General features: G+C 59.5%; 15 protein-coding genes and 3 pseudogenes. 9 read left to right on the forward strand and 9 right to left on the reverse strand.

Annotation, left to right across the window (positions count from 1 at the left end):
• Window positions 1-11: 11 nt before the first annotated feature.
• Window positions 12-533 (forward strand): annotated as a pseudogene (locus ACPTTC_RS23010) (urocanate hydratase); the annotation flags it as partial.
• Between the two features lie 173 nt (window positions 534-706).
• Here the strand turns inward: ACPTTC_RS23010 and ACPTTC_RS23015 are convergent.
• Window positions 707-871: pseudogene (locus tag ACPTTC_RS23015) on the reverse strand (acyl-CoA thioesterase); the annotation flags it as partial.
• 77 nt (window positions 872-948) lie between these two features.
• Here ACPTTC_RS23015 and ACPTTC_RS23020 point away from each other — a divergent pair.
• Window positions 949-1,983, forward strand: a pseudogene (locus ACPTTC_RS23020) (glucokinase); the annotation flags it as partial.
• Between the two features lie 955 nt (window positions 1,984-2,938).
• Here ACPTTC_RS23020 and ACPTTC_RS23025 read toward each other — a convergent pair.
• The 4 genes from ACPTTC_RS23025 to ACPTTC_RS23040 are packed head-to-tail and all read right to left on the reverse strand — an operon-like array spanning window position 2,939 to window position 6,115.
• Entirely contained in the window at window positions 2,939-3,580 is a 642-nt protein-coding gene (locus ACPTTC_RS23025) for a glutathione S-transferase family protein (protein WP_423394050.1), read from the reverse strand.
• A gap of 45 nt (window positions 3,581-3,625) precedes the next feature.
• Entirely contained in the window at window positions 3,626-5,209 is a 1,584-nt protein-coding gene (tnpC, locus tag ACPTTC_RS23030; protein WP_423394051.1) for an IS66 family transposase, read from the reverse strand.
• A 31-nt stretch (window positions 5,210-5,240) separates the two neighbouring features.
• Window positions 5,241-5,597 carry an IS66 family insertion sequence element accessory protein TnpB gene (gene tnpB, locus ACPTTC_RS23035; RefSeq protein ID WP_423392033.1) on the reverse strand — a complete coding sequence of 119 codons (357 nt, stop codon included), beginning with the start codon at window positions 5,595-5,597 and terminating at the stop codon, window positions 5,241-5,243.
• On the reverse strand, window positions 5,573-6,115 hold the full coding sequence (locus ACPTTC_RS23040) for a transposase (RefSeq protein WP_423394052.1): 543 nt from the start codon (window positions 6,113-6,115) through the stop codon (window positions 5,573-5,575). The genes tnpB (ACPTTC_RS23035) and ACPTTC_RS23040 overlap by 25 nt, the downstream gene beginning before the upstream one ends.
• A 274-nt stretch (window positions 6,116-6,389) precedes the next feature.
• On the opposite strand from ACPTTC_RS23040, the gene ACPTTC_RS23045 reads away from it, so the two are divergent.
• From ACPTTC_RS23045 to ACPTTC_RS23075, 7 genes are all read left to right on the forward strand, one after another.
• Window positions 6,390-7,052, forward strand: coding sequence for a Mu transposase C-terminal domain-containing protein (locus ACPTTC_RS23045; RefSeq protein WP_423394053.1), 663 nt, complete (start codon window positions 6,390-6,392; stop codon window positions 7,050-7,052).
• 49 nt (window positions 7,053-7,101) lie between these two features.
• Entirely contained in the window at window positions 7,102-7,527 is a 426-nt protein-coding gene (locus tag ACPTTC_RS23050) for a transposase (protein WP_423392064.1), read from the forward strand.
• Entirely contained in the window at window positions 7,524-7,859 is a 336-nt protein-coding gene (tnpB, locus tag ACPTTC_RS23055; protein WP_423392063.1) for an IS66 family insertion sequence element accessory protein TnpB, read from the forward strand. The genes ACPTTC_RS23050 and tnpB (ACPTTC_RS23055) overlap by 4 nt, the downstream gene beginning before the upstream one ends.
• Before the next feature lie 62 nt (window positions 7,860-7,921).
• Window positions 7,922-9,475, forward strand: coding sequence for an IS66 family transposase (tnpC, locus tag ACPTTC_RS23060; protein ID WP_423392062.1), 1,554 nt, complete (start codon window positions 7,922-7,924; stop codon window positions 9,473-9,475).
• 311 nt (window positions 9,476-9,786) lie between these two features.
• Window positions 9,787-10,656, forward strand: a complete 870-nt coding sequence (locus ACPTTC_RS23065) for a TniB family NTP-binding protein (RefSeq protein ID WP_423394054.1) — start codon at window positions 9,787-9,789, stop codon at window positions 10,654-10,656.
• On the forward strand, window positions 10,649-11,161 hold the full coding sequence (locus ACPTTC_RS23070) for a hypothetical protein (protein WP_423394055.1): 513 nt from the start codon (window positions 10,649-10,651) through the stop codon (window positions 11,159-11,161). The genes ACPTTC_RS23065 and ACPTTC_RS23070 overlap by 8 nt, the downstream gene beginning before the upstream one ends.
• Window positions 11,162-11,280: 119 nt before the next feature.
• Entirely contained in the window at window positions 11,281-11,601 is a 321-nt protein-coding gene (locus ACPTTC_RS23075; protein ID WP_423394056.1) for a hypothetical protein, read from the forward strand.
• Between the two features lie 152 nt (window positions 11,602-11,753).
• On the opposite strand, the gene ACPTTC_RS23080 is transcribed toward ACPTTC_RS23075, so the two are convergent.
• From ACPTTC_RS23080 to ACPTTC_RS23095, 4 genes are all read right to left on the reverse strand, one after another.
• Entirely contained in the window at window positions 11,754-12,608 is an 855-nt protein-coding gene (locus tag ACPTTC_RS23080; protein WP_423394057.1) for a DMT family transporter, read from the reverse strand.
• Window positions 12,572-13,888 carry an opine metallophore biosynthesis dehydrogenase gene (locus ACPTTC_RS23085; protein ID WP_423394058.1) on the reverse strand — a complete coding sequence of 439 codons (1,317 nt, stop codon included), beginning with the start codon at window positions 13,886-13,888 and terminating at the stop codon, window positions 12,572-12,574. Before ACPTTC_RS23085 ends, ACPTTC_RS23080 begins: the two co-directional genes overlap by 37 nt.
• Complete coding sequence (locus ACPTTC_RS23090; protein WP_423394059.1) at window positions 13,881-14,270, reverse strand: hypothetical protein; 390 nt, start codon at window positions 14,268-14,270, stop codon at window positions 13,881-13,883. Before ACPTTC_RS23090 ends, ACPTTC_RS23085 begins: the two co-directional genes overlap by 8 nt.
• Window positions 14,267-15,402 (reverse strand): IS3 family transposase gene (locus ACPTTC_RS23095; protein WP_423394060.1). Its coding sequence is split into 2 segments (ribosomal slippage): window positions 14,267-15,138 and window positions 15,138-15,402, totalling 1,137 coding nucleotides; the frame shifts between segments, so codons are not numbered across the junction. The genes ACPTTC_RS23090 and ACPTTC_RS23095 overlap by 4 nt, the downstream gene beginning before the upstream one ends.
• Window positions 15,403-15,434 lie beyond the last annotated feature (32 nt).

A 15,434-nucleotide genomic window follows, 5' to 3' on the forward strand; every position in this document is an offset into this window, starting at 1 on the left:
GAATTCGACGAATCAAAGGAACACGCTATGCAACGCGATTTGACCACATCCGACCGCACGGCCCCCGTACGGTGCGCGCGCCGAGCGGCATCACGCAGTCGTGCAAGAGCTGGCTCACCGAAGCGCCGTTCCGGATGATCCAGAACAACCTCGACCCGGATGTCGGTGAGCGCCAGGAAGACCTCATCGTCTACGGTGGAATCGGCAGCGCGGCGCGCGACTAGGAATGCTTCAGTGCGATCCTCGCCGCGCTCCGGGAACTGAACGACGACGAGTCGCGGTTGATCCAGTCGGGCAAGCCGGTCGGCAAGTTCAAGACGCATCCGGACACCCTGGGCGTGCCGCTCGCGAATTCGAATCTCGTGTCGAAGTGGGCGAACCGGTAACACTTCAACGAACTCGACTACAAGGGTCTGATGATGTATCGGCAGATGACGGCAGGCAACTGGATCTATATCGGCACGGAAGGCATCGAGCAGGGCACGTATGAAACGTTTGGCGAGGCGGGGCGTCTGCACTTCGGCGGTGGCCTTATATCGTCCACGTGGTCGACACGATGCTGCCCGGTTGGCGAAAGCAGGCCTCGTCAATGCGGTCCGCGTTTTGCGAAAACATCGGCTTCGCCGCTGTGCAGACGGCTCGCGCGCGGTAGCACGGCACGAGTGTGTGCCGATTGTGCTGGCGCGTGCATTCAGGCCACGAGCCTTCACGCTTTCCCGTCGACCACTTCCTCGGGCTTCAAGTCGACGGTCGCGTCGAGTGCATCCTTGACCTCGGCAGCATATTTCGCGAGTCGCTTCTGTTCTTCGGTAACGGTCCTGAAGGACTGCACCGACACCGGCCCGCCGGTCTTATCAACCGCGACGAACACACTCATGGCGGTAGAAGAGAACTGAGCCGTTTTCGATAATTGGTCAAGCAACGGCAACACATGAATCAGGAGGAACAGTGATTGAGTTAGACGCGCGAGTCGCGCCGCATCAGGCTCCGATCGAAAACGTCGACGGCCCGCGCCTGCTGGCCGACGTCGGAGGGACTAACGCACGTTTCGCGTTGGAGACAGGCCCTGGCGTGATCGGTGATGTGCATGTGTATCCGTGTAGCGGATTTCCGGGCATTGCCGAAGCGATCAGAACGTATCTCGCCGAGGTGTGTATCACACGAGTGACCCACGCTGCGATCGCGATCGCCAATCCGATCGACTCAGACTTGGTCAGCATGACAAATTGTGATTGGCGCTTTTCGATCGAGGCAACGCGTCGTGCGCTGGGCCTCGATACGCTGCTGGTGGTCAACGACTTTACCGCGTTGGCGATGGCGCTGCCGTACCTCCCCAAAGCACAGTGTCGCCAGGTTGGCGGCGGTGCGCCACAGCAGAACCGTGCGGTTGGACTGCTCGGTGCGGGCACTGGGCTGGGCGTGTCGGGCCTGATTCCCGCCGGGGAGCGATGGATACCTCTCAGCGGCGAAGGGGGGCACGTCACATTTGCTCCCTTCGACGAGCGTGACGCCTACATCTTGCAATACGCGTGGCAGACTTGGCCGCACGTATCGTTCGAGCGACTCGCGGCCGGCCCTGGGATCGAGATGATTTACCGAGCGCTCGCTGCGCGCGCCAGTCACTGCGCGAGCGGGCTGGACACGCCGCAGATCGTGCGCCGCGCACTCGATGGTGAGGCACTGTGCGCCGAAGTGCTCCATTGTTTCTGCGGCATGCTTGGCACCGTCGCCGGCAATCTTGCGCTCACACTTGGTGCGACCGGTGGCGTCTACATCGGCGGCGGTGTGGTACCGCGGCTCGGTGAGTTCTTCGATTATTCGCCGTTTCGTGAGCGTTTCGAAGCCAAGGGTCGCTTCGCCCGATATCTGGCGGCGATTCCCACGTTCGTGATCACGGCCGAGTACCCGGCCTTCCTTGGCGTGTCGGCGATTCTCGCCGACCGGATCGGCAAGCGCTCGGTTGGCGGCGGACCCTCATCGTCTTGAGTCAAAACCCAAATCTAGGTAGCACCCCCAGTGAATGCGTGACGACTTCTATGCAACGAGCCGGCATGGTGCGTGCGACCCGGTCGCGCTGCAGTCTCGAAGCTCCATCGCGACTCGTTTCCGATTGCCTTGTTGGTATCGGCGAGGCAAACCAGTGAGTTGATTGGGCCCAGTCCCCGGCCACGCCGTTGTAACGATCACTGAGACGCCCATAAAAAGCACAAGGCAATTGGCCTAAAGAAACGGGCGCGCGCCGCCTATAGAACAGATTGCAAAGCATTTTGGCTCCCCTAGCTCAGGTGGTCAGGTCGAGCTCCAGAAAACCGTCGGTACCAGGCCAATGTCCAGAAGTACATGTCAATTCTAGGGTTACCCATTTGCGGGCACCAGGCTCATTTCGGATCATGGTCGGATATAAGGTGTGTATTGCCGGCCCATCGCCACGGTGCCATATTTTTCACGCGGCGCGCTGCCGCGCTTCCCGCCGCCAGAAAAAGCAAAAAGCAACCATCTGATTTGCATGGATATTTAAATCGGGCCGGTTTGCAAAGCCCTGCGACGGCCAGATCAGCGGCACTCGCCTTGATCCTGACGGGTGACTGGTGCGGATCAGTTCCGCAGCCAGACGAACGAGAAACCGGACGCGTCATCATGGTTCGCAGCGCGGTGTGGCAAGAACCGTTTTACAACGACGCAAAGCGAGGCGTCAGGGTACGCACTTGCTCCTTTACCTCGTCCTTTCAATGGATGACGGATTTAATTTGCTCTACGAACAGCAACTATTTGATTTTTATAGACCCAACATTCGGGGCCGACCGCTAACCGTTGTCGCGCCTAGATCGCGCTACCGTCGTAGTCTGCATGGAAATCACGGGGACGCCGAACTGACCGATCTTTAAAAGGAACGTATGCGGTCAATTAACGACGCCCGTCAGCAACGTTGTAGCGCCGCTCATGGTTGGGTACGCACCATACTTTCGCGAACGGAGAATCGGTGCCACCAGTCCTTTAACTTTTTGCATCGATCCAACAGTAAGCCTGCTTCGGCTGCTTGCGTGAAGCAGGCAAACATGGGCGCAGCGTAGAGGTCAGCAATGCTCACCTGGTCGGCGACCATATAACCATTTCCGTCGCATAGTCGGTCAAGTTCGGCTAGGCACGTCGACGCAAGTGGCAACGCGATCGCAATCTTTTTTTCGTCTGTCGGCCGCCCCTCCTTAACAGCAACGACGCGTTCCACGTAGATGTCCCAGACCAAGGTTCGGTACGCATAGGCATCCATCACCCCCGCGATCTGATTGACTCTGGCACGTGCCTTCGCATCAGTCGGTTGCAGCTTGGGCCCGTCAAAGGCGTCATCGATGTAACGAACGATGGCACTGGTTTCGTAAAGGCAGAAGTCTCCATGCTGGAAGGCTGGGATGCGACCGAACGGGTGTCGTTTTAAATGTTCATGCGGAACACCGGCACTATCGAATACATCGACTTCGACAAGGGTATAAGGAATGCCCTTTTCTTCGAGTGCGAGCCTGGCTATCCGCACGTATACACTCCATGCGGCGCCATACAGTCTCACTACGTTGGCGGATGGCAATTGAATCTCTCCCCACTGAACTTACCTGAGTTGGAGTCCGACACATCAGCTTGGCAGCCATGCGCCGCAGAATACTCCAGGTCGGGCTTCATCTAGGCTCCACGGAAGGAGCTTAACGTAATCGTCGACCGTATTCGCCAACGGTAGCTTTGCGAACAGCCAGGTGAGATAGCGGTACGGATCGATGCCATTCGCTTTGCAGGTCTCGACTAGGGAGTATAGGTTGGCGCTGGCCTGCGCACCCGCGACCGTATCGGAGAACAACCAGCCCTTGCGGCCGACGACGAACGGCCGGATCGCGTTCTCGCAAGGGTTGTTCGAGATCGGCCAGGTGCCGTTCTCGACGTAGCGGACCAACTTCGGCCATTGTCCGCTCATGTACTGCAATGCCTTGCCGAGCAGACTCGATGGTACGACGCCCGGCAGATGTTCGACCAACATGTGCTCGATGAGAGAGAGCACGTGGGCGCTGTATCGGGCGCGCAGTCGCTGCCGGCGTTCAGACTTCCACTTCGCGCTGCGCGCCTCGGCCGCGAACAGCTTGCCGATCAGCACGACGAATCGCGTGGCTAGCAGATCAGGCGAGCGTGCAGCCTTCGGCACCGACTCCTCGGCCTTGATGAAGCCGCGGCGTACGTGTGCCCAGCATCCGAGATGCACGAGATGGTGATCGTGGGCGATGCCGTTGTAGAGCTCGTACCCGTCAGTCATCAGCACGGTGCCAGGCTGCACGCCGGCATAGAGCTTCTGCGCATGCTGGGCGCCGCGTCCCGGCGAGTACGAGAACATTCGCACGGGCGGCCCCGAGCCGCTAACCTGCGCCCATAGGTGACTCTTCGCCTGCGGCCTTCGTCCCGGCTCCTTCAGCACCTGGAACGTTGTCTCGTCGCCGCAGATCAGGTCCGATTCGAGCAGCGCGTCGCGCATCAGGTTGATCACCGGCTGCGTGGCCAGACCTACCCGCACCACGCTGGCGGCCAGCGTGTTCGATGAGATGTCGCCGCCGAAGCGACGCAGCAGGGTGGCCTGGCGATACAGCGGCATACCGTACTGGTACTTGCCAGTGATGATCCACGCCAGCGCAGATTCCGTGAGCAGCCCGCGAGGGATGATGCGCGCCGGTGCGGGCGTCACCTTGATGCCGAGGTCGCAGCACGGACATGCGTACTTGACCCGCTGGTGCTGAACGACGCGCACCTGCTCGGGAATCACGTCGAGTTGCTCGCTCGTTTCCACACCGATCTCGACGAGAGCATGGCCATCATGCGCGCAGAACCGTTCGGACTCGGGCAACTCGTGCCGCACGACCTCGCGCGGCAGGTTCGGATCGAGTGGTTTGCGCCCACGCTTGCCACGCGTGCGGGCGGCGACCGATGTGCCGGGCATATCCTCGCGTGCGGGCGCGTCGGTAGCCGTCGCCAATGCCTCTGCTTCGTTGAACAGGCCGAGCTGGTCGGCATGGCGCGCCTCGCTCGAGGCGCCGAACAGTTCGTGCTTGTAGGCCCGCAGTTTCTCTTCGGCCAGATCGCGCTGAGCCGTCACGAGCCGAAGCTCACCGCGCAGCGCATCGCGTTCGGCGAGCAGTGCCTGGTATTCCTCAACACTCGGCATGACGGGGCTGTTCGGCATGGCCGATTAGACTATGCCTCTCGCGTGGTGTTCAGCTCATCCGCGCGTAATATCGCTGGGGATGCTTCTGGATCACCGCCAGGTCGATTCCGTCGAGCAGCCAGTGCAACTGCTCGGCGTTGAGCGTGATCGTGATCGTGTCGCCTCCGTTCGGCCAGATGAAGCGATCGGCTTCGAGTCGCTTGAGTAGCAACCAGAAGCCATTGCCACCCCAGCCGAGAATCTTGATACGATCGCGACGGCGGTTGCCGAAGACGAATAGCGCCGAGGTCATTGGGTTCAGGCGCATCGCTTGTTCGACCAGGATCGACAGCCCGTTGATGCCCATGCGGAAGTCGACCGGATCGCGATGCAGGTAGACCTTCAGCGCTTCGTCGAACCGGAACACGGCAGCCTCCCGAGCATCTGGATCACCGTGGCCAGCTCATCGACACTCGCCTCGCCAAGATCGAATTCGACACCATTCGATAAGCGCACATGTAACGAGAGCGCCATCAACGACGTGTCCGGTGGCAGTACAGGGGAAACGGCGGGCACTGTCGATGGCGCGGTGACGACAGGGACAAATGCCGGCGCTTCACTCATCGGAACACCACGTGCCGAACCCGGGATGTCGATCGATACACCGTCTATCACCAGCGGGTCCGGTCTCGGTGGCGTTTGCAGCGTATGCTGCTGATGACGCGAGATCCAGCGACGCAACTGGTTCGGATTGACATCATGGTCCATGGCCGCCCGGGCGATCGATACCCCCGGCTTCAGGCAAAACTCGACCAGCTCACGCACGGCCTCTTCATCAAATTCCCGCCGACCATCCCGTCGACGGCCAACCACCAGTCTGCTTCGAAGGTCCTGTTTCTCTGTCATCACGGTCTGAGTGCATGTGTCCACGCGGACACGTAGCATCTGACCTTTTTCCTACCATTGGTAGGGCGTCGTTTATTGACGGCTTACGGTTGATCACACGCAAGCGGACATCCTGCTCGTTAGCGAACTGGACGGACAGATTATCGGTCGACCGTGGCTGTCTGTGGCTCTCGACGTTGCTACGAGATGTGTGCTTGGCTTTTATGTCGCAATGGAGAGGCCGGGGACTGCGACGGTAAGCTTGCTCCTCTCGCGCGTAGTTCTACGGAAAGAGCCGTGGCTCGAAAGACTAGGCGTTGAGGCTGACTGGCCGATGCGCGGTATCCCACGAACGCTGCATCTTGATAACGCGGCCGAATTCAAAAGCCGTGCCCTTCGCAGTGAATGCCGCGAGTACGGCATTGAACTGATGTACCGACCGGTGGGCAAGCCGCACTTTGGTGGCCACATCGAGCGGCTGAACAGGACCTTGATGGAGCGCGTGCGTGGCCTCCCTGGTTCGACTGGATCGTCAGTCAAAGGGCGCAAGGCGCGCCAGGTCGAAAAGACAGCTTCACTTACGTTGAAGCAGTTCGAGCAGTGGCTGGCTGTCGAGATCGGCAGGCGTTATCACTGCAGCCCCCACCGCGGTTTGTTGGGACTTCAGCCCGTGCAAAAGTGGCAGGAAACATGGCGAGCAGCGGATTCACGATGCTTGCCAACTCAACCGGATGCCGAACTGAAGTTTTTGATCCGGTTCCTGCCAGTCGCATCCAGGACCATTCAGCGGGACGGCCTGAAGCTCTTCCTGATCCGCTATTGGCATCCCTTGTTCGCGGCATGGCGGGAAACACACCGGTCCGTGACGATCCGATATCACCCAGAAGATCTCTCGCGCATCTTCGTAAGCGCTGGCAGAGGCAGTTTCGTTGAAGTGCGATACGCGGACTTGCGTCGGCCTCCCATCTCGCTGTTCGAACAGCGGGCAGCTTTGTAAGCCCCCGGCGAAGTCATCTTGAAGGCGGCCATCGAAAGCAAGGAGCATCGTGTCCATTAAAATTTTTGATGGACAGGTGTACATGATGACGAAGGCAACGCCACTTGACGACGAGCTTCGCCCGACCGGGGGACGTCGGCGACATAGCAAGGAATTCAAGGAGAAGGCGATCCGCGCGGCGTTGCAGCCGCACGTGTCGATTGCGGCGGTGGCGCTGCACTACCGATTGAATGCCAATCTGCTGCGTCGATGGGTGGCGGCTACGCGAGAGGCATCGGGGGCGCCTGTGGCGTCTGTCGAAACGAAGGACGTTCCTGCCGCGTTCGTTCCGTTGCAACTCGACGCACCGGCTAACGCATCGTGTTCCACTGACATCCAGATCGAAATCCACCGGGGAGCCGCGACGGTCACGGTGCGCTGGCCAGTGTCCGCGGCCGGCGAATGTGCGACGTGGTTACAGGACTGGCTGCGATGATTCGCATCGATACCATCTGGCTGGCGACGGAGCCGGTCGACATGCGTGCCGGCGTCGATACGTTGCTGGCACGCGTGGTCAAGGTGTTCGGCGCGGTGCGGCCCCACCATGCGTACCTGTTTGCCAACCGGCAATCGACGCGGATGAAGGTGCTGGTCTACGACGGCTTGGGTGTGTGGCTTGCCGCACGACGTCTGAACAAGGGGCGATTCGTCTGGACCAACGGTGAGCAAGCGATCGCGCTGCCGCTGAATCCGGTGCAGTTGCGCGCGTTGGTGACGGGATTGCCGTGGCGCACGCTCACGCCGGACCACGCGATCACCGTCCTATGATGCTGCGCCGGACGTAAACTGTTCCGCTTCGTATCGGGTTGGCGTCTGGCAGACTGGTTGCCATGGACCTGCCACCCGACCTCGATGCCCTCAGTCCCGAACAGCTCCGCGCCTTGGCCGCGGCGTTGATCGTCGAGGTTAGGGAGAAGGACCGCGAGGTTGATGAGAAGGAGCGGGAGCTGCGGTATCGTCAAACGCGGATCGATCAGCTGACGCACGAACTGTCGATCATCAAGCGGCAGCAGTTCGGCAGGCGCAGCGAACAGCTCAACAAAGAGCAAATGAGCCTGCTCGACGAAGCGATCGACGCGGATCTGGCGGCGATTGAAACCGAGCTCGAAGCGCTGCAACCGGAGAAGCGGGCCAGCCAGGCGCGTCAGCAACCGAAACGTGCGCCTCTGCCACCGCAGTTCCCCCGCACCGACATCCATCACGAACCGGACGATACGACCTGTGCGTGTGGTTGCCAGCGCGTACGCATCGGCGAGGACGTCAGCGAGAAGCTGGACTATGCGCCCGGCGTGTTCACGGTCAAGCGGCATATCCGCGGCAAGTGGGTATGCAAGGCATGTGAGACGCTGGTGCAGGCGCCGGTTGCGCCGCAGGTGATCGACAAGGGCATCCCGACTGCTGCACTGCTCGCGTGGGTGCTGGTGGCAAAGTACGCCGATCACTTGCCGCTCTATCGATTGGAGCGCATCTTTGCACGTGCTGGCTTGGCGATACCGCAATCGACGCTCGGTGCCTGGGTCGGGGTATGCGGCGTGCGATTGCAGCCTCTGGTCGACGCGCTACAGCAGGAACTGTTGCAGCAACACGTGCTGCACGCTGACGAGACGCCGGTACAGAGGCTCGCACCGGGCAAAGGCAAGACCCATCGCGCCTATCTATGGGCGTACAGCACCACGCAGTTCACCGATCTGAAAGCGGTGATCTACGACTTCGCAGACAGTCGTGCCGGCGAACACGCGCGCGCTTTCCTGGGCGAGTGGCGCGGCAAGCTGGTGTGCGACGACTACGGCGGCTACAAGGCCGGCTTCGAAAACGGGATCACTGAGATCGGATGTCTCGCCCATGCCCGCCGGAAGTTCTTCGATCTACACGTCAAGCACCAAAGCGAACTCGCCGGGCAAGCGCTGCGGTACTTCGGCGCGCTGTACGAAGTGGAACGTGATGTAGCGGAACTTGAACCAGACCGAAGACGCATCGTGCGTCAGGAGCGTGCTCGACCGATCGCCGACACACTCCACACCTGGCTGCTCGAGCAGAGACAACGTGTCCCCGAGGGCTCGGCGATTGCCAAGGCGCTCGATTACAGCCTGAAACGCTGGGAGGCGCTCACGCGCTATCTGGACGACGGGCATCTGCCTGCGGACAACAACTGGGTGGAAAACCAGGTCCGCCCATGGGCCATCGGCAGGTCGAACTGGTTGTTCGCCGGGTCACTGCGCGCGGGAAAGCGTGCAGCAGCGATCATGACGTTGATCCGTTCCGCGCAACTGAACGGACACGATCCGTTAGCTTACCTGAAAGACGTGTTGACCCGGTTGCCGACCCACCGTGCTGCCGACATCGCGCAGCTGCTGCCCCATCGCTGGACGCCAACCGTCGCTTGACCATCTCGGCGATCGGTCCCGTCAAGATGACTTCGCCGGGGGCTTACGCAGCTTTGCGAGCTATCCGGGCTAGGGGACAACGGGCAGTATCGGAGAGGGAGATATTCGAGACTGTTGAGCAGCAGCGACAACTGGTCGTCACTTCCCAGCGGGCTACTCAAGCGCGACGCCGCATGGCACGTCAAGCTGGCGGTTTGGTTCCGAAGAGCAGCATCGAAGATCTTTCACTCACTGAACAGCGGCAGGTCGAGCAGGTGAACTACGACGCACCAGTTACCGCGTATGACGTTGAACAGTGGTAGGGGGCCAGCATGAAGCAGTGTGATTTCGCGCATCTGCTACCCGCAGCAAGAGATCAGGTCCTGCTCGGAAAAGAGGATCGCATAAAGGGTCTGTTACGTGACCGGTGGATCGACTATCCCCGAGCGACTGAAGCCTTGCAGCTACTGCAGCGGCTCTATGACACGCCGAGGCGTGAGCGCATGCCGTGCCTTCTGCTGCACGGCGACTCGAACATCGGGAAAACCAAGATAACGGCCAAGTTCAGGCGAGCGCACCCCAGCGAGTTCGACGAGAGAACCGGGGTAGAGCGGTGTCCGGTCGTGAGCGTACAGATGCCTCCCACCCCCGATCAGCACCGCTTTTACGCCGCCTTGCTCTTTGAGCTCGGTGCGCCACATAACCCCGCCGCGGGGCTTGCAACACTCGAGCGGCTCGCTCGCGACATCTTGCGGCGGATGTCGCCGCAGATGCTAATCGTAGACGAGGTTCATCACCTGCTCGCCGGAACGTACCGTGAGCAACGCGCCTCTTTGAACCTTCTAAAATACCTGGCCAACGACCTGCAGATTAGCATGGTCCTCGTCGGTACGCGCGATGCCGTTCTAGGGCTTCAGACCGATTCACAGATGATCAGCCGCTACAGACCATTCGAGATCCCAAGGTGGAGGGAAAGTGAAAGTCTTCGCAGGCTCATGGCTGCGTTCGAGAAAGTCTTGCCGCTACGAAAACCATCGAATCTGTCGCGACGTGAGATTGTCCAGCTCGTTCTCGAGATAAGCGGGGGGCTGACTGGCGCCATATCTACGATCCTCAACGAAGCAGCAGAGTTGGCGATCAGGAACGGTGACGAGTGCATCGATATCGCTCACCTTGAACGAGTTGCCCGCGCGCATGTCTGACACCCACAGGCCGTGGCCCATCGCACCTCGCCCCTTCCTGGAAGAGGCGTTTGGTAGCTGGTTGGGTCGAATCGCGGCGCGGTATCAGACGAGCGTAGACTTGATCTGGGAATCGGGCACAGGCGTAGCGATGCCTAGCCTGACCAAGGCCGGCTGGATCCTCTTTCCCCCAGTTCCATCCCCAACCCTGAGCCGTCTATCTCGCGTTGCGCGGCTCAACGACGGCATTCTGAGCATGATCCAGACGCAGCATGAGTGGGTCTTCGACCAGAAGTACTTGGTGTATTGCTTCAGATGTCTTGTTCTGAACGACGCCGATGTCACTGCATCGCGGTGGAAGAGGGAGTGGCTCGATCCGTCAGCCGACTACTGCCGGGTGCACCACAGCCTGCTCGAGACTGTTCCGCAATCGATTTTCGCCAGAGCTCCGAATTTCGACGCCGCGCTGCGGGCGATATCACGTTATCGATGCCCACCGCTTAGGCTGAGCAAAACACTACGCTAGCAGTATTAGTGAACATTGCTAGCACTCCTTTGGGCATGGCTAGCATTGATTGTGAACTCCTACAGTACACCGTTTATAGAAACCTGCGACGAAACCGGATGCGCCGCCTATCGCGATCGATGCAGATTCTCTGGCCGGAGATTGACTCCGCTCGCGATTCGATCGGCCACCGATTGTTGTTGTTCGATGGCAATGCGCCGCCGTTGTCGATCGCCATGCTGGGATGGCGCTTCACTTGGGAGCGGCGCTTCAGTCTTCAAACGCTTGCACGTTGCTCGCGACACTATCCGCCGTTCGGCTTACTCGAATGGCTGGCGTTCATGCCCGCTCAATTACCGCCGGTCGGCGTTCTCGATGAGGATGACTGGTTATTGCGCTACTTCGTTCATGCGCTCGGAGAATCCTGGACCGCTTGGTGCACCATCGCGGCCGGTATGTAGGAAAACGACTGCCACGTCGTCTCGCCGCTGCTTTTCCCGACGCGACTACTCTGGTTAGATTTTTCCGACGACAGCATATATCCGAGGTCGCCGTCAGATTGCGTTGCTCGATAGTGGGACACGTGGCAGCGCTTCGCATTTGTCGATGAAGATTACGTGGTTTTTAACCGCGACAACAGAATACAAGCGATAACGATCAAGACACCACCCACAATCGTTCCGACGTCCATCGATTCTCGCCAGAACAGCCAACCCCATGTTGCATTGAATACGATGCCGATATAGCGGGTCACGGCGACGACTGATGCCTTTTCATGTGTGAACGCCTTCGTGAGAAATAGTTGGCCGAACAACGAGACACCTCCGAGTGCCAGCAGGAGTCCCCATTCGCGTCCCGTGTTCGGCCAGACAAAGTCTTTCCACATCAACGGGACTGACACGAGCGCCGCAATGGCGAGAAAATAGAAGACGATCTCGTATGCATGGTGCTTGCCGCTGAGTTGCCGTATCGCGACATGCGCTCCTCCCGCGAAAACGGCGCTTAGCAGACCGAGTCCGGCATAAATTGAATAGCTCGAGTACTGATATGGCTTGACGACGAGAACGGCTCCCACGAGGATAACAGGGAGCAGCAGCCACATGGACTTCGGTATCCTTTCCTTCAGAAATATTGCCGCGAGCAGGATGATGAATACGGGGGAGAGATGGGCGAGGATGCTCGCGTCGGCGAGCGGAATATGCGCAATCGCATAGAAGTAGCAGATTAGGTAGAACGCGCCCATCAGTCCGCGCACGATCAGCATCGATAGATCGCTTCGGGAAAAAGACAACTTCTCCCGCAACATCAGTAAATACACGAGCGCTGCTCCGATCACACCGCGGAAAAAGCCGATTTCTGACGGTGGCAGCGTCGAACTGAGCTCCTTCACCAAGGCGTTCATGATGCTGAAGGTGAAGGAAGCCAAGACCGCTAGCAGTACTCCGTTTTTCCACAGGTTGTTGACCATTGACGGTAGAGCGCGGTCGACTGCGTCTGCGTGGTGTCGTGAAGAATGGTCGAGTGACAATGGTCAACTCCTTTTTCCGTGATGAAACGTTGGATGGCCGCTTCGAAGTTTGACAATAAGGCAAATGTTTGTGGCATTGCCAGATTGAAGCGTTGTCCGAGGTGGTATATGAGCGAGAGCTTGCGATGATCCTCAAGCGGTACGCGAGGAACCTGCCACCGATCTTCGTCGTCGAGATAAGCACGGCGGAATGGAACCGCAGAGAAATCGAAATATCGGCCGTGTTGGTCGGGCTGTGAGAAAGGATCCACGAGCAGGGCACTGTAGCGGACGAACAAAAGGTACTCTTGACGCATCTCATCGAATTCTGGAAAACGCTCGATCGCGTCCCGCTCGAGCATGACGTCGTGAACCGAATAATTGTCGTCATTGAGGAACTTGAGGAGGTTGACCGGTAGCGCGCCCATTCGTTCCAACAACGCCGATATCTCTTTCCACAACCGGACCATACTCCGCATGACCTGTGGGGTAATCGGTCCCTCCGGATGGAGTTTGTAGATGTAGCGGTCGGGGCCGGTTGAGAACAGGACATGTTCCAATGACGAAGGACAGAGAACAAGGGGGCTGTGGACGTACGTCGTGATGCTGCGCGCCTCCGCCTCCAATGGCGAGCGCATGTTGACAACGTCGATTCCATGACGCGCGACACTCCGATGCACGATATCCAAGGTCGGGCATTCCCGGTTGGCGGCAATAAATATCCGACGCTTAAACGCCTTGGTCGTGGCCGCGAGCGGCCGGTCTGCATCGAGAATTTTCGTGTCGCCAAAATAGCTGGACAGGCTCACGACGGCAAACTGTCGGTTCGCCGGTAACGCGGCTTCCACTAGCAACGCGGCGCCGAGGAACGGCGACATCAGTACGATCGAACGAACCTGCGTCAGTCGGTCCCAAGGCAGAGCTTTGATCACGTCCACATAGCAGTCGGCCGGCGTGCAGAGAACCAGCGTATTCCACTGGTCGTCGATATCGTCACCACTATCGTGGAAATATCCGATCGGCATACTGACCGTTTCGCTCAAGGCTCTTCCGCGACCGTCCAGCGAAAGGGCTTGGCCTGCCGCGATCGAGTCGCGTATAAGACGACTGCGCGCGCCCGCTCGATTCATGAATCCCAGCTTGCCAGCAGTCACGCTTCGGAGATCGAATGCGAACTGGATGGCCACCGCCCCCAGCCCGACGAGAAGGAAATTTTCGGCTGTATCATCGTCTTCAGGCATGGTGTGGTTTTTCCAGAATGAGCGTATCAAACATCGAGTGAGTGATGGCCGGACCAGACACCTTCCAACGTTCAAGGCTCGATGAATCGATCGAGTAATTGAACAGTTCCTTGATCCCCGCGCCGTATCGCACGAGGACCTTTGCATGGTCGCCCATTGATGCCCAGATCTGATCGAGGACGGCGGCCTTGTTCTCGACGAGCGAGGCAATCATGAAGTGCGTGGCATATCGCGCGAAGGGTAGCGCATCAGTGGCAACACTCGTAAACTCCATGAGTCCGCCGAGCCCTTGTCGATTGGCAATTTGGGAGCCGAGCAGAGGTGGCCTCACTCGTTCGGACAGTTTTCTGAGATTTTTAAGTGGAGCGGCCGAGGCAATCATGCTGCCGATTTGATCGCAGGCAGCGTCGCGAAGTATGCCTCATTCGGCGTCTGATCCGCCAGGCTCGAATGGGGCCTTTTCCGGTTGTACAGCTCGATGTAGTCGCCGATGGAGCGCCGGGCATGGCTGACCGACTCGTAGGCCCGCAGGTAAATCTCTTCGTACTTGATGCTGCGCCATACGCGCTCGACGAACACGTTGTCACGCCAAGCCCCTTTGCCGTCCATCGACAGCCGCACGCCTCGACACAGTACGGCCTCGGTGAACGCGCCCGCCGTGAACTGGCTGCCTTGATCGGTGTTCACGATGTCGGGCAGCCCGTAGCGGGCGAACGCTTCTTCCAGTGCCTCGACGGCATGCGTGGCTTCCAGCGTGATGGCAACCCGGTGCGCGAGAATCTTGCGGCTCGCCCAGTCCACCACGGCCGTCAGGTACACGAAGCCTCGCGCCATCGGAATGTAGGTCGTGTCGAGGGCGAACACCTGGTTGGCCCGCGCGATCTTCATGCCGCGCAGCAAGTACGGCCATATCTTGTGCTGCGCGTTGCGGCGGCTTGTGTTCGGCTTGCAGTACAGCGCCTCCACGCCCATGCGCTTCATCAACGTGCGTACGCGACGGCGGCCGACTTCATGGCCCTCCCGACGCAACAGGCGCGCCAGCATCCGTGCCCCGGCAAACGGGAACTCCATGTGCAGTTCGTCGATTCGCCGCATCAACAACAAATCGGTTTCGCTGACCGGCTGCGGCCGGTAATACGCACTCGATCTCGCGATGCCAACCAGTCGCGTCTGTTGCGAAACCGGCAGCGCATGCGTACGGTCGATCATCGTTTTGCGCTCAGCAATCCCGCCTTGGTGAGCGCACCTTCTAAAAAATCATTCTCCAGTGTCAGCTGGCCGATCTTGGCGTGCAACGCCTTCAGGTCCACCGGCGGCTCGCTCGACGGCATGCCTGCCGCGCCAAACACGTCCGCCGCACGCTCCTGCAATTGCCGCTTCCATTCGGTAATCTGGTTCGGGTGCACATCAAACTGCTGCGCCAGCTCGACCAGCGTGCGCTCGCCCTTGACCGCTGCGAGCGCCACCTTCGCTTTGAACGCCGCTGAGTGCGTGCGTCGGGTTTTCTTCGTCATTTCCTCGGTTCCTTTGCCGGCATTATCGCTGG

Origin of the sequence: Burkholderia mycopellens (assembly GCF_964265025.1) — a bacterium.
Lineage (GTDB): Bacteria > Pseudomonadota > Gammaproteobacteria > Burkholderiales > Burkholderiaceae > Burkholderia.